This is a genomic window from Shewanella sp. 10N.286.51.B8, assembly GCF_041469325.1.
Lineage (GTDB): Bacteria > Pseudomonadota > Gammaproteobacteria > Enterobacterales > Shewanellaceae > Shewanella.
The window spans coordinates 91,905-107,219 of the sequence record NZ_JBFRKG010000019.1 but is presented as its reverse complement, the minus strand read 5'-3'; the positions used below and the strand labels follow the sequence as shown (position 1 = coordinate 107,219).

General features: G+C 42.9%; 11 protein-coding genes. 4 read left to right on the top strand and 7 right to left on the bottom strand.

What is annotated here, in order from left to right; all coding sequences use genetic code 11:
- Positions 1-710 precede the first annotated feature (710 nt).
- Positions 711-989 carry a hypothetical protein gene (locus tag AB4160_RS09210; RefSeq protein WP_102476198.1) on the bottom strand — a complete coding sequence of 93 codons (279 nt, stop codon included), beginning with the start codon at positions 987-989 and terminating at the stop codon, positions 711-713.
- A gap of 192 nt (positions 990-1,181) precedes the next feature.
- On the opposite strand from AB4160_RS09210, the gene AB4160_RS09205 reads away from it, so the two are divergent.
- Positions 1,182-1,841 carry a methyltransferase gene (locus AB4160_RS09205; RefSeq protein WP_102439792.1) on the top strand — a complete coding sequence of 220 codons (660 nt, stop codon included), beginning with the start codon at positions 1,182-1,184 and terminating at the stop codon, positions 1,839-1,841.
- Positions 1,842-1,857: 16 nt separating this feature from the next.
- On the opposite strand, the gene AB4160_RS09200 is transcribed toward AB4160_RS09205, so the two are convergent.
- Complete coding sequence (locus AB4160_RS09200) at positions 1,858-2,337, bottom strand: GNAT family N-acetyltransferase (RefSeq protein ID WP_372004297.1); 480 nt, start codon at positions 2,335-2,337, stop codon at positions 1,858-1,860.
- A 257-nt stretch (positions 2,338-2,594) separates the two neighbouring features.
- Here AB4160_RS09200 and AB4160_RS09195 point away from each other — a divergent pair, with 257 nt between their 5' ends.
- Positions 2,595-3,449 carry a PA4780 family RIO1-like protein kinase gene (locus AB4160_RS09195; protein ID WP_102476196.1) on the top strand — a complete coding sequence of 285 codons (855 nt, stop codon included), beginning with the start codon at positions 2,595-2,597 and terminating at the stop codon, positions 3,447-3,449.
- Positions 3,450-3,529: 80 nt separating this feature from the next.
- On the opposite strand, the gene mak is transcribed toward AB4160_RS09195, so the two are convergent.
- The 5 genes from mak to AB4160_RS09170 form a co-directional block, all read right to left on the bottom strand.
- Positions 3,530-4,435, bottom strand: coding sequence for a fructokinase (gene mak, locus AB4160_RS09190; RefSeq protein WP_102439789.1), 906 nt, complete (start codon positions 4,433-4,435; stop codon positions 3,530-3,532).
- A gap of 127 nt (positions 4,436-4,562) precedes the next feature.
- The gene (gene cysQ / locus AB4160_RS09185) at positions 4,563-5,348 is read right to left on the bottom strand and encodes a 3'(2'),5'-bisphosphate nucleotidase CysQ (protein WP_372004304.1); all 786 of its coding nucleotides are present in this window, start codon (positions 5,346-5,348) and stop codon (positions 4,563-4,565) included.
- A gap of 338 nt (positions 5,349-5,686) precedes the next feature.
- Positions 5,687-7,861, bottom strand: a complete 2,175-nt coding sequence (locus tag AB4160_RS09180; protein ID WP_372004295.1) for a family 16 glycosylhydrolase — start codon at positions 7,859-7,861, stop codon at positions 5,687-5,689.
- A gap of 172 nt (positions 7,862-8,033) precedes the next feature.
- The gene (locus AB4160_RS09175) at positions 8,034-10,694 is read right to left on the bottom strand and encodes an exo 1,3/1,4-beta-D-glucan glucohydrolase (protein WP_372004293.1); all 2,661 of its coding nucleotides are present in this window, start codon (positions 10,692-10,694) and stop codon (positions 8,034-8,036) included.
- Between the two features lie 76 nt (positions 10,695-10,770).
- On the bottom strand, positions 10,771-12,057 hold the full coding sequence (locus AB4160_RS09170) for a sugar MFS transporter (protein WP_372004291.1): 1,287 nt from the start codon (positions 12,055-12,057) through the stop codon (positions 10,771-10,773).
- A 283-nt stretch (positions 12,058-12,340) separates the two neighbouring features.
- Here AB4160_RS09170 and AB4160_RS09165 point away from each other — a divergent pair, with 283 nt between their 5' ends.
- Both AB4160_RS09165 and AB4160_RS09160 read left to right on the top strand, forming a co-directional pair.
- Complete coding sequence (locus tag AB4160_RS09165; protein WP_102439785.1) at positions 12,341-13,672, top strand: GH1 family beta-glucosidase; 1,332 nt, start codon at positions 12,341-12,343, stop codon at positions 13,670-13,672.
- Between the two features lie 104 nt (positions 13,673-13,776).
- Positions 13,777-15,096, top strand: coding sequence for a glycoside-pentoside-hexuronide (GPH):cation symporter (locus tag AB4160_RS09160; RefSeq protein WP_102439784.1), 1,320 nt, complete (start codon positions 13,777-13,779; stop codon positions 15,094-15,096).
- The last annotated feature ends 219 nt before the right edge of the window (positions 15,097-15,315 follow it).

The following is a 15,315-nucleotide window of genomic DNA, read 5'->3' as shown; positions in this document are numbered from 1 at the left end:
TCCCACCATCCTTGGCGGTCAGAAGCTCGCTGCTGCATCTACACCGGGATTATTATCTCTTCGATTTGACTTTATTAGTGGGAATAAAAAGGCTAAAAAGCAGAAAATCTATTTGCCTCCGACTCAATTTGAATTGAGGACTTTGAAGAAAATAGCGTGAGATTGGCATGGATGCCAATATAGCCTCAGTTAAGCCATGGATGGCGCATCTGAGGCGTTAGCATTTTCAAATATGACCGAAGAACACTACAAGCGAAGTCAAAAGCTGGATCAATCCCCGTTGAAAACATGCGATTTTCAGCATTTTTCGTTGGGGCCTGAGGGTTTGTTAAGGGCTTATTTTGTAAAATGTGAGCGCTTTCCCCCTTGACTCTGCTCTTTGCAAAAGAAGGGGCGAAGCGCCACGACGTTAATCCAAACAAAGTTTGGAAAGACTTAAAGAAAACTTGCGATTTATAACTCGTATAAGTGAAGCACCACGACTTTTTTGTTCAAACTGGCAAACTAGATTTGGGTCACTAAATCGTTAGGGAAGTTTGCCGTGGTGAGTTTTGCCAACTTAAACAACTCATGACGTTTCGAACTTTGTTGTCTTAGTTTCAATCTTTATTGTCTAGTTTCAGACTTTAATGTACATCGACAGGAAAATGAATAACACCAAGCGCGCTTAAGCAAATAAGTGCCTTAGTAAGGGTTTATCCGCTGTGTCTCTACTTCACCATACAATGTTGGTAAATGTTCTCCCATTGCAGGTAAGTGAGCTCAATACTCGCTTCACTGTCACAACAGTAAGCGTCACCCTTTGGGCACACCTTTTCAGTGATATCAGCTAATTGCTCAGTAACACAGCCAGATAAGTACTCGTTACTTAATACCATATTGTTAAGTTGTTGCCGCTGCACAAGGGGAATAGCTAATGAATCCTGCGGCGCAATAACGCAATCAGACGACGCTAAAGAGAGTAACGCGGCAGTGATGAGTCCTTTCATATTAACTCCAATATAATTAAATCAATTATACGATAGCCATTGTAGCCACTGCACAGCAAGGTTTTATTCGAATTAGTTGATTATATCCTTTGCGCTAATCGAAAATTACTATAGTGTGGTTATTCAATTGTTTCGTCATTTATATTTTTCTAGATATTTGGCTTAGCTTTAGCTACCCAACTAGGACAAATAATGACGACCCCTGTACGCGTTCGCTATCACACCATTGAAATTGGTGACAACGATATTCACTTATGTACCCTTCGAGATAAACAGCAATTTAGTGACGATAACAACACAGCTAAAGACTTAGGTATTTCTTCGGCGCTATGGCCCATTTTTGGGGTAGTCTGGCCTTCCAGTATGGTACTGGCAAATCACATGCTTGATTATCAAACTCAAGGTAAACGCATTTTAGAGATTGGTTGTGGTATCGGCCTTTCAAGCTTACTGTTAAACCAAAGAGCCGATGATATTACCGCCACCGATTATCACCCTGAGGTTGAAGGTTTTCTATTAAGAAATACCCAACTCAATAACGACAAATCGATAAACTTTGAACGAGTCGATTGGGCTGATGACAACAGTGATTTAGGTCAGTTCGATTTAATCATCGGCAGTGATTTATTGTACGAAGATGAGCATATTGCCTTGCTGGCTTACTTCATTCAAGCCCATGCCAAACGCCAATGTGAAATTGTTATTGTCGATCCCGGTCGTGGCCGAAAAAACAAACTCACCACCAAGATGGATGAATACGGCTTTAGCCATAATCATATCAAACCCATTCACACTGATTATTTAACACAACAATTCAAAGGCCATATTTTGCGCTTTTCAAGAGAGAGCTAGTGCAGTTAAATTTCGCTTAGCAGTCTAGTATATACTCATAAAAAATCACGCTCTGCTCTGTAATGGCTTGCTGGGTAAAGCCCAGCTTTAAAAGTAATTTAGCTGATGCTTGGTTACTTTTGTCTACCCCAGCGATTAATTTACGCCATTGAAGTTGATCCCGGGAAAATTCAATCACTCCTGTGAGTAACTCGCTTCCATAGCCTTTTTTCCAATAATGCTCACCCAGTAAATAACCGATATGGGCTGTTTCTTCATCAGCAAGATACATAAAGACTAATCCCATCATTAAGCCTGTATCAGTCGCATCAACCCGACATAAACGGCTTTTTGCTAGCATTTCATCAAGCCAGTACTCGGCGGCTGGTAGTGAGTTTAGCTGCTGAAAATTAGCAGGAAGATGATTAACCACTGCAGGTGTCAACAACGCCATAAGCTGTATCAAGAGTGCGGATGACTGCGATGTTAACTCTGATGCAGACTCTGACGATGTCATATCAGAAGATATTTCCCTTATTAGCAGCCTCGCTGTTTGCAAATTTATCTTCACCTGATGGCTCCTATTTATGGCCATTAACAAAGCAAACCCCATTAATAATACGGAGTAACTGCAGGCTATCTTATCATTTAGCGCTATTAAAATTTGCTTTGGTTAGTACCAAAGTGACATCTAGCCATCATTAAGCTGCAATAATATGGCATTAACTCAGCCAATCACTACCATCCTCAGCCTAAGTAAGGTATAACGGCGCCATGAAAACTCCTAAACGTATACAACCACTGGTTGATGATGGCCTTATTGACGAAGTCGTAAGCCAATTAATGAGCGGTAAAGAAGCCACCGTTTATATGGTTCGCTGTGGAAATGAAATCCGCTGCGCCAAAGTGTATAAAGAAGCCATTAAACGGAGCTTCAAAAAAGCAGCGCAATATCAAGAAGGTAGAAAAAGTCGCAATAGCCGTCGCAGCCGTGCAATGGAAAAAGGTTCCAGCTACGGCCGTGAGCAGCAAGAAAATGCCTGGCAAAATGCCGAAGTAGATGCCTTGTATAAATGTGCTGACGCCAATATTCGAGTGCCTGTCCCCTATGGCTGCTTTGAAGGTGTGCTGATAATGGAACTGATCACTGATGGTCAAGGTGATGTGGCCCCGCGTTTAAATGATATTGTGTTAAGCGCAGAACAAGCGTTACAAGATCACGCCACCATGATGGGGTATGTCACTCGTATGTTGTGTGCCGGCATCGTCCATGGTGACTTATCGGAATTTAACGTACTGCAAGATGACCATGGACCTGTGATTATCGATCTGCCCCAAGCCGTCGATGCTTCAGCCAATAATAATGCCAAGGTCATGCTAGAACGTGACGTTAACAATATGACCCGCTATTACTCGCAGTTTGCACCTGAGCTTGCTTTAACAAAGTATGCCAAGGAAATGTGGAGCTTATATGAGAAAGGCGACTTACTGCCTGATACCCAGCTTAGCGGTGAATTTGAAGAGGATACCAGCGCTGCTGATGTCAATTCAGTGCTAGAAGAAATTCAAGCAGCCTTTGAAGAAGAACTAGAGCGCCGCGAACGCATTAGTGAGCCTGAAGAGCTTTAACGCCCTCACACTTAATTTCGACTGTAAATAAAAACGGCGCTGATAGCGCCGTTTTAATACTCAAGAGTTAACTCATCGACCTAGTGGTCGTTTTTACCCCACAGCCATGCTGCACCACGCACCCCAGATGATGCGCCATATTCGTTTTTAACCACTAAGGTGTCGCACTCGCGGCCAACCACATACTTAGGTAATACTTTTGGCAATTCAGTGTATATCGCATCAATATTAGATACGCCGCCACCTAATACAATCACATCAGGGTCGAGCATATTAATCAGGTGTGCCAATGAGCGTGCTAAACGATCGATAAAGCGCACAAATGCTTGGGTCGCTAACGGATGACCATCGGCCATCATTTGCGAAATTTGAATGCCACTGTCAGCTTCACCACCAGCACGGCGGAAATCACGAACAAAGCCAGTGCCTGAAATAAAGGTCTCGATGCAATCTTTGTTGCCACAAAAACACGATGTAGAATTAAATTCGTCCGAAGTCATCCACGGCAAAGGATTATGACCCCATTCACCACCAATGCCATTACCGCCGCCATGAACTTTACCATTTATCGCTAAACCGCCACCGCAGCCTGTACCAATAATCACCCCAAAGACCACATCTTTGCCTGCGGCTGCGCCATCAACAGCTTCAGATACCGCAAAACAGTTAGCATCGTTTGCTACCCGCACTTCTCTATCAAGACGAGCGCTTAAATCTTTATCAAGTGGGTGACCATTAATCCAAGTTGAATTCGAATTTTTAACCAAACCCGTTAACGGTGATACCACCCCTGGGATCCCCACACCCACACTGCCAGTTTGCTGAGTTTCGGCTTCAGCATCATTAACTAAGCCTACTATGGCATCAAGGGTTTCAGGGTAGTTTTTAGGTGTTGGAATACGTTTACGAAATAGCTCTGAACTATCTTCGGCTAGCGCCACCACTTCAATCTTTGTCCCGCCAAGGTCAATACCCATGCGCATCATAGTAACTCTCTCCATATCGTTAGAATCTGTTATTCACCAAAATGAGTGTGCCGCAATAGCTATTATTGAGCTGATAAAAGGCTAACGGTTTCAAGTTAGACACTTTTGCAATGACTCGTTTATATAGCTACCTTGCAAACCATGCTGGTGGCGCCGCAATAAAATACGGATTTAAAATATTTTCTTTTTGGTTGTAATCAAGGGACGTTAATTCAGGATAACGCACTACCTGACCACCAGCGCCTTCAACGACAGCTTGCGCTGCAGCGGTATCCCACTCACTGGTTAGCCCCAGTCTTGGATACACATCAGCAATGCCTTCTGCCACCATACAAAACTTTAATGAGCTACCAACACTTTGCATTTGGTGCTCGCCCACATCCTTAAGGAACTCTTCAAGCCCAGGGCTGATATGGGAGCGACTGCCCACCACCACAGGTACAGGGCTGACTGTTTGTTGGCTAATATCTAACTGTTGCTGCTGCCCTTGATACTCAAGCCATGCGCCTTGACCCACAATGGCAGAATAACATTTGTGTAATACCGGCGCGTATACCACTCCTACCATAGCGCGGCCTTGATGAACTAAGGCAATATTGACGGTAAACTCACCGTTGCGCTTAATAAACTCTTTGGTGCCATCTAGTGGGTCAATTAACCAATAAGTTTGCCATTCTTTACGTTCTGACCAAGGGATATCAGCGGCTTCTTCGCTCATGATCTTAATGCCAGCAAATTGCTGAGCTAATGCGTTAACAATCACATTATGACTGGCAATATCCGCAGCGGTCACTGGGCTATCATCTTGTTTTTGCGTTACTTGCAAGTCGGTGTCTGAATACACTTGCATAATTGCATCACCAGCCAATTTGGCAATCTCAACCACTTTAGTGAGATGCTGTTGGGTAAACAGCGGTTTCGTAAATGGCTGCTGCGCATCATCTTGCTCTGAAAAACTAAATACCTTCAAGGTTCATCCTTATGAATACGTTAACCTGTGGTTAACTCAAATCACTTAGCGCTATTATGCCAGTTGCTCGCAAGATGATTTATAACTATTTAGTTTGTCTTAGAAATAACAATGTTAGTTAACTTTTCACTAGCATAAATATCAAGGTAGCTCTGCCACGCCTCTGAGTTAATTTTTGCTACTAATATGCAACATCGTTTACAGATAGTAAGCCAAGTGCCCCTTGCATAAAAGGCACAATGGCTTAGCTGCATTCGTATTCAAACTGATTTAAAACAATGTTATTTAGTTAGCTGCACATTATCTACTTGCATAACCACCCCATTTTGATTACCCCAAGCAGGAAAAATAACCAGTGGCGTATCAACCTGGGTTAAATCTAAACTTGAGCCAGCATGGCTAACAAGGTCTGCAAGCGCTAACTTATAATGGGTCCAAGTGGCAATATCGGGCGTAGTAATGGCAAAGTCACCAGAGCTACAGGGATGGCCACAATCGACCTTGATATTAAAGTCGCGCTGGCTTCGAGGATCTGTCAGCACATTGACATCAAACTCAACAAAACTAAATTGGCTAACATCTTGACCTAATCCGGTGCTTTGGTAATAAACCACGGCTTCATCGGTATTAAAACTAAATTGAGTTACAGCGCCATAATCACCACCAGCATCAACTTGAGCGATATCGACTGAACCATTAGCGGCGTAATGTCCTATGCTATATGGCGGTTTTACTTCATTGTCATAAATAACCAACTCATCCACTTCAACTACTTGATATTCATAGCGCACATTATCAATTTGCAGGCTGATGTTACCTAATGCTTCAATCACAAACGGATTCACTACCACAGCTAAGTCAGCCACGCTGCCAGGCGAAAACCGATTGCCACTGGCGACTAATTCTGCGATAGATATTTTTACTTCAGTCCAAGTATTAAGCTCTGGCAGAGTGACGTTAATATCACTGACATTAGGCCAACCACTGTCAATTTTAACCAGCAGCTCGACATTATCGTCGATAGATAACAGGTTAATATCAAAGACTAAATAGCCATTATTGGCCCAGTGAGACAAATCGGCTGTGGGAGGGTAAGAGAAATAAGCATTACCCGTCGCGCCCACTTTATCCATTTGCAGCACCTCACCGCGACCTTCTACTGTCAGCGTCTGCAAGGTAATACTGCCATCGGAGTTATAGCTATCAAGCGCTAACCCTTGGGCTAGTGCATCGTCAAACATGATAAATTCTGGTCCTGCGCCAATGTCAGTGCTGGGGGTCGTGATCGCTGGCGGCTGATGGCCTTCTACCACTGCTGCGGCCTCATCAATAGTGGCACAACCACTGCCTGTTGTTGGCGCGACACTGCATTCATACACGCGCACATAATCCACCTCCATGGTTTGTGGAAATACCGACTCATCCACCCCAGTGTTGTTGACATTACCCGCCCAAGTACCGCCAACGGCAAAATTGAGGATCATGTGAAACGCTTGATTGTAAGGTGCATCTTCAGGGGCTTGTTGTAAAATCCCCTCAGCATCAGTGTATTGACTGTACCAACCCGTTGAGCGCTGAGTGGCAAAATGCACATCATCTACATACCAGCGAATTTCATCTTGCTCCCATTCAAGGGCATAAACATGAAAATCATCGGCAGGATTTGCGCCGTGTGGCAAACTGTACTCTGCGCCAGAATAGACATTGCCAGGCCAAGCTTTACCATAATGCAAAGTGCCATGAACCCGGCTTTCAGGTGTCTGGGACTCATCGCCATTGGTGATCACTTTCAGATTAACCGCTTCCATAATATCGATTTCGCCAGAGCCTGCCCAAGGACCATAAACCCAGTCAGTGGGCAACATCCAAATGGCCGGCCAAGTGCCCTGACCTTGTGGCATTTTGGCTTTAATTTCAAAGCGGCCATATTTCCAATCGCCTTTATGGGTCGAATCTAAACGAGCCGAAGTGTAAGGCTGCTGTTTTGAAGTGTCATTGGCATCGTAATTAGGATCGCCCAATGCTACTGCAGGGCCATTAAAATCTTCCCGCAGAGCGGTAATCACTAACTTACCGTCAACCACTTGGCTGTTATCAGCGCGCTGGGTATAACATTGTAATTCTTCGTTGCCGCCGCCATAACAGTTATGGGCTAAATTCCATTTAGTGGCATCAATCTCAGCGCCGTCAAATTCGTCACTCCACACCAATGACCAGCTTGCGTTTTCTTGCCCTGAACCCGTGTCTGAATCAGAGTCTGAATCAGAGTCTGAATCAGAGTCTGAGCCAGAGTCTACTGGCGCTTGCTCTGATTCAACTTCAGGCTCAGTTTCAGTCTCATTATCTGAGCCACATCCTATTAGCAGCAGCGCAGTTAAACTCGCCGCGCTAATGACTTTAGCGGATGAAAAAGCCTGGCTTAGAGCCAAATTTAACGGTAATTTTCTATTGAACATTCTTGATTCCCCAATCGCAAAATATCTAAAAAATTCCAGCAAAATGCCATACAAACTCAATTGTAAGCTCAACGTCATTGGTGGATTAACATGCCCGCTAAGAGGATCTTAGCGGGTTAACTCATTCAGGTTTGATAAATACTTAAACCCGAATGCCTACTGCCGCTAACGATTACTGCTCGTTAGTGGCACATGAAATAGTGGCTTGTTCAGCGCCATTTGGCACTATAACTAAATCACTAAAACTCACTTCTGCTGCGCCTATGGTTGACAGGTAAAACGGCGTATTGATTTTGCCAAAGTCCAGTTGCTGCTCTTTAAAACATTGCAAATCAACACTGATGGTTTGCCATGTATCAATGGCGACGCTATTAAGCTGCTCGGTAATATCAACATCAGCGCGGCAATCTCTATCACATGCCATACCCAGTAATAATGGCTGCTCAAGTTTTTTAGCAGTTTTAATCATTACGCTCAGGGCGGCATTGCTATTCGAGTAAGCTCGTAAGTCCCGCGGGAAGTTACTAATTAACCCCACAAAGCCTAATCCTGAGCCGTTAAAGCTAATTAAGCGGGCATCTTCTTGAACTTGCTTATCAAAGGTGCGCAGCGTAACCACATCATTAGACTGAATACTACTACTGACTGTATCCATTGAGGTTTCTGTGCCTATCATCAAGCGCCAAGGTGCTTTTACAGCACGTTCAAATAATGGTAATGCTTCAAGCTTATCATCGGTAGCAAAGTTATCTTCAGATAAGGTGTTAGCGACCACATTACTCGGAACCTCAGTGTTGATGTCAGCGCCATAATGCAAGCCATAGCCATAGCGAAATAAAGGCGCGTAGTCTTTATCAAACACATTCACTTTGGTTTGTTGCGGGCGAGTCGGCCAAGAGAAAGACAATTTACCTGCAAAGTTTTCATTAACCTCGCCATTAGCTTGGCTCAATAACACTTGAGCCACCCCGTCACCTTCAGTACCAGGAAGCCAAGCAGCCACAAATGCATCAGATGCATTTAACTCAGCATTGACCCACATAGGACGGCCACTGATAAACACTGCTACCACAGGAATACCTTGGGCTTTAAGCGACTTTAGTAAAGCTAAATCACGTTTATCACCACGCTGATATTCAAGGTTATCAATATCACCATTGCCTTCGGCATAAGGCTCTTCACCAAATACCACAATCGCTACATCGGGCTTATTCGCAGCCTCAAATGCACCATCAACGCTTAACCAAGTTTGACCACCTGCAGCTTTAACCGTTTGCTCAATACCAGCATAAATTGAAGTTGCACCAGGAAAGTCTTCATTTAAGTTATCAGTACCCTGCCAAGTAATACTCCAGCCACCCGATTGCTTACCGATGTTATCTGCAGCATCACCTGCCACTAAGATTTTGGCACTAGGCGAAATAGGTAAAATGTTATTATTGTTTTTCAGCAACACTAACGATTCTCGTACAGCTTGTCTGGCAACGTCGCGATGCTCTTTGGCACCAATTAACTCAGTTTTACCTGAAATGGCACGATTAGCAGGGCTTGGTTTTTCAAATAACCCAGCGCGGATTTTTACCCGTAAAATACGGCGCACCGCATCATCGATACGAGATTGCGCAATCACACCGTTTTTGACTTGGGCAATGGTATTTTCATACAAAGGCTTCCAAGCACTGGTTGGCACCATGTACACATCTAAACCAGCATTGACGACCTGTGCGCAAGACTCATTGGTGCAACCTGCCACTTGTCCGTGACCATTCCAGTCACCAACCACAAAACCATCAAAGCCCATTTTGTCTTTTAATACATCGTTTAATAGATATTTATCACCATGAATTTTACTGCCATGCCAGCTATTAAAAGATGCCATCACCGTTTGTGCTCCTGCAGTTAAGCCGCCCACATAACCTTGGGCATGAATATCAAATAATTCCTGCTCAGTCGCTAGGTTATCGCCTTGATCGATACCTTTTTCAGTGCCGCCATCGCCAAGGAAATGCTTTACGGTTGAAATAACATGCTGGTCTGATAAAAAGTCTTCGCTAACGGCGCCCTGCAGGCCTTCAACAATTGAATGAGAGTATGACTTTACGATTTGTGGGTCTTCAGAATAACCTTCATAAGTACGACCCCAGCGGTCATCCCTTACAACGGCCACTGTTGGCGCAAATACCCAATCAATACCGGTTACCATGACTTCTTTGGCGGTAATGGCAGCAATTTGCTTAATTAACTCAGGATTATTGGCTGCGCCTAAACCGATATTGTGCGGGAATAAAGTCGCGCCAATCACATTGTTATGGCCATGGACTGCATCTGTGCCCCACATAGTAGGTATCGCAATACCATCTACACTGTCATCCATCGACGCTTGATACATTTTTTCAGCAAGTTCAATCCAGTCTGATGGCGTGGCATGTTTATCATCATTTGGATAAGCACCGCCGCCATTTAAATAAGAGCCGAAACCGTATTTACGCATATCTTCCACAGTAATGTCGCGAATTTCAGGCTGGATCATTTGCGCGACTTTTTGCTCTAAGGTCATGGTCGCCATCAGCTTATCGATACGCGTTTCAAGGACAACATCTTTAGCAAATGGAATAGCAAGTGTTGGCCAAATATCAATATTGGTTGCCGCTGTTGCTTTTATGATAGAAGCTTGTGCCACAGTTTCCGCTGCGCTAGTAACTTCGCTACTAGACTCTGTCGTTACGGGTTTGACTTCATCTTGACCACACGCACTTAAGCCAACCAACACCGTCAAAACCTGCGCGGGCAGCGTTAATCGCTTAAATGTATTCATTGAGTTTACTGTTCTCATAATCACGCCTTTTAAAATCGTTTTTTATGTAATTTGTTTATGTAAGTTTTTTGATACAAATCATACAGTTCTAAAATCAAACGCTTTGTGGTCGTGTAGCCTTGCTACCCACTAAGCCGTAATAAGCAATAAATGCATAACAAATTAACGGCAATGCAAATGCTAATTGGATACCTAAGCTGTCAGCCATAATGCCCTGCTGTAATGGCACTATCGCGCCGCCGACAATAGCCAGGCATAACACCCCTGAACCTTGGCTGGTATATTGCTTTAAATCTTGTAGCGCTAAACTAAAGATGGTTGGGAACATAATCGAGTTACATAAGCCCACTAATAATAAGGCCCACATCGCCGTGGTGCCTTCTGCAAACATGGCAACAGCGACTAATAGCACGGCACAAGTGGCATTAAAGGCCAGCACTTTGCCGGCTGAGATTTTTTGCATTACCAGTGCGCCAATAAAGCGCCCCACCATTGCGCCGCCAAAATAATAGGCAATGTAGTTAGCCGCTTCAGCTTCAGTAAAGCCGCCAATATCTGGCTGAGTTAAAAAATTAATTAAAAAGCTGCCAATACCCACTTCTGCGCCGACATAAACAAAAATACCCACAGCCCCTAAGACTAAATGAGGATACTTCCAAGCACTGCCGCTACTTGTCCCTGAGGTATTTGTTGGTTTAATCCCTAACACTGGTAATTTTAAAATCATAAAGACAACCGCTAACACACATAAGGCGCTCGCTAACATCAAGTAAGGCACCTGAACGGTGCTGGCATGATGTACTGCTTCAATGGCAGGATCGCTGTTGTGAGTTAAGCTACTTAAAATTAACCAACTGCCAAAAAATGGCGCCACTGTGGTACCAAGAGAATTAAAAGCTTGAGTCATGGTTAAACGTGATGATGCGGTTTCAGCAGGACCTAAAGCACTGACATAAGGATTGGCTGCAACCTGTAAAATGGTAATGCCTGACGCTAACACAAAAAATGCGCTTAAAAACATCCAGTAAGATGCATAACTTGCTGAAGGGTAGAACATTAAACAACCAACACAAGCAATAGCTAAGCCGGTAACAATCCCTTTTTGATAACCAATTTTTCCCACCAAATGCCCTGCGGGAATTGAGACAATAAAATAGGCGCCGAAGAAACAAAACTGCACCAACATTGCTTGGGTGTAGTTAAGTTCGAACATATCTTTCAGGTAAGGAATAAGAATATCATTGAGGCAAGTTAAAAAGCCCCACATAAAAAATAATGACGTTAATGCCACCAGCGCAAAACGAAAATTTCCTGTTTGATGAACATTGCCAATATCACTATTGGTTGGTTCAGCAACCCCATTTGAAGGTGCACTAGCCATAACATTTCCTCATTTATTGTTATTTATTTTGGGTAAATGACTATCAATTAAATTAACATTTTCATTGATAGGCACACCAAAGATTGTGTAAATCAATTATTGACCTTTTGTTAATTAATCACTAACCTCAATGTAAGCGCTTTCATTTTTAACATACCGATAACGAATGTCAACGATTTTTCGCAGTAAAAATCGGATTTTAAACTGCTAAGCACACTGAGACTCGCACTTTTAAGTCACTCTGACCTAAACACGCGAAAAACTTATTAAGCGAATGAAAAATATGAAAATATCTTTACCATCAAATTCAAAAATGCACACAAAAGAGTTCACTTTTGGGGTGGCAACTGCTTCTTTTCAAATTGAAGGCGCCGCCGATACCCGCCTCCCTTGCATATGGGATACCTTCTGTGCAACGGCCGGTAAAATTCGTGATGGTTCAGACGGGAAACACGCTTGTGAGCATGTGGCATTATTCAAAGATGATGTGCAATTAATCGAATCTTTAGGCGTTGATGCCTACCGATTATCAATTTCTTGGCCACGAGTCATTAAGCAAGATGGTAGCCTCAATCAACAAGGTGTCGACTTTTATATCAACTTAATTGATGAGTTAAATAGCCGCGGTATAAAGGTCTACGCCACCTTGTATCATTGGGACTTACCGCAGCATATTGAAGATCAAGGTGGCTGGCTCAATCGTCAAACCGCATACTTATTTGCAGACTACGCAGATAAAATCACCCAAGCTTTAGGTGACAAAGTCTATTCTTACGCCACCTTAAATGAACCTTTTTGCAGTTCATACTTAGGTTATGAAGTGGGTGTTCATGCCCCAGGGCTTGCCAGCAAAGCATTTGGCCGTCAATCAGCCCATCACTTATTACTGGCCCATGGCTTGGCTTTAAAGGTCATTCAACAAAATTGTCCTAATGCATTAAACGGTATCGTGCTTAATTTCACCCCTTGCTATCCATTAACTGACACTGATGCCGATATAAAAGCCGCTCAAACCGCCGATGATTATTTTAACCAGTGGTATATGAAGCCAATAATGGACGGTGAATACCCTGCAATTATTCATGATTTTGATGATGCAGATAAACCTGACATTCAAGCAGGTGACATGGAGATTATTAAGCAGCCACTGGACTTCTTAGGGATTAACTTTTATACCCGCGCAGTTTATAGCACTTGTGATAAAAATGAATTTGTTCAAGTTGATATGAAAGATGCCCCTAAAACCGATATAGGTTGGGAAATCTACCCAAGTGCATTTACTGACTTACTGACTAGTTTAAATAGTACATATACATTACCGCCTGTTTATATCACTGAAAATGGTGCCGCCATGGACGATAAAATTGTTAATAACCAAGTTGATGATTTAGATCGTCTTGAGTATTACCAAGCTCACTTAAACGCTGTAAATGATGCCATTAACCAAGGCGTTAATGTCGTCGGTTATTTCGCTTGGAGTTTAATGGATAACTTTGAATGGGCTGAAGGCTATTTAAAACGTTTTGGAATCGTGTATGTTGATTATCAAACTCAGCAGCGCACCATTAAAAGAAGTGGCTTAGCTTATCGCGACTTTATCAGTCAACGTCAATAAAGACTGTGGGTTAACTTTGCACCACATCTAAGTTAACTAGAACAATATTTAAAGCCGATAACTAAAAACAGCACAACCATAATAATGACCCGGAAGAGGTTCGCATGATTAGCGTTAAAGAAAAAATAGCCTATGGATTAGGTGATACCGCCAGCAATATTGTGTTTCAGACCGTAATGCTATTTTTAACTTTTTTCTATACTGATATTTTTGGCATTTCACCGGCCTTTGTCGGCACCATGTTCCTAGCAGTTAGGGTAATTGATGCGATTACCGATCCTTTGATGGGCGCCTTAACCGACAGAACCAATACCCGCTGGGGTAAGTTTAGGCCTTACTTACTGTGGTTTGCGCTACCCTTTGGATTAATCAGTGTGCTGGCTTTTACGACACCTGATTTAGCTGAAGAAGGCAAAATGATCTATGCCTTCGTCACTTACACTGCGTTAATGATGGTCTACACCGCCATTAACATTCCCTATTGCGCTTTGGGCGGAGTGTTAACTGCCGATCCTAAAGAGCGTGTGTCAGTACAATCTTACCGTTTTGTTTTTGCCATGCTAGGCGGATTAATGGTGTCAGGATTGACGCTACCATTAGTTGAGTTTTTCGGCCAAGGCGATCAAGCCAAAGGTTATCAGCTGACCATTGCCGCCATGAGTTTTCTTGGCGTGATCATGTTCTTACTGTGTTTTGTCGGCACCAAAGAGCGCTTACATCCTCCGCAAGATCAAAATTCGACGTTTAAAGCAGATTTCAAAAACCTATTAAAAAATGACCAATGGCGCGTGCTTTCTGTGGCAGCAATTTGCTTATTATCTGGCATGGTTTTAAAAACCAGTTTAGCGATTTATTACGTCAAGTATTACCTCAACTTACCAGACATGATCACCTGGTTTATTACTTTAGGCATGATTGGAAATATTTTCGGCTGTATTTTGGCGCAACCACTCGCTAAAAGAGTGTGTAAAGTAAAAGCCTATATCACCATTCAACTCATTGCCGCCATTTTATGCGTCGCCGCGTATTTTGTCTCAAGTGAGCAAGTGGAACTCGCCTTTGCGCTTTATATTCTATGGGGCTTTACCTTTAATATGGGTACCCCGCTACTATGGGCCAAAATGGCTGATGCGGTTGATTATGGCCAATTCAAAACTGGGGTAAGAATTACCGGGATGATTTATTCATCGGTTATTTTCTTCATCAAATTAGGGGTGGCAATTGGCGGTGCTGCTGCGGGTTGGTTACTGGCAATGTATGGCTATCAAGCTGATACTGAGTTAACTGAAACCACTAAACAGGGCATTTTAATTTCATTTACCTTATACCCTGCTATTGGCTCAATTATCGTGGCTGTGGTTATGCGCTGGTACACTCTTGATAATCAGGAAGTTGAAAGAGTGCATTTAGCCATCACTAAATAAATAGCTAAATAAGAAGTAGTTAACTAATTAGCTACTTCGAGATATTGAATATCGTTAACTGCTTCTCGATAATGATGAATACAAATATCAATATAAAATCCGTATTGCTGAAGGTTTAAGGCTTTATTGCCACATAAAATAAAGAATTAAGCACTAAGTGAAGGTTTTTTTAGTGATTATGCTAAATAGTTCATGGTAGGCTAATCGCCGCTTAAATGA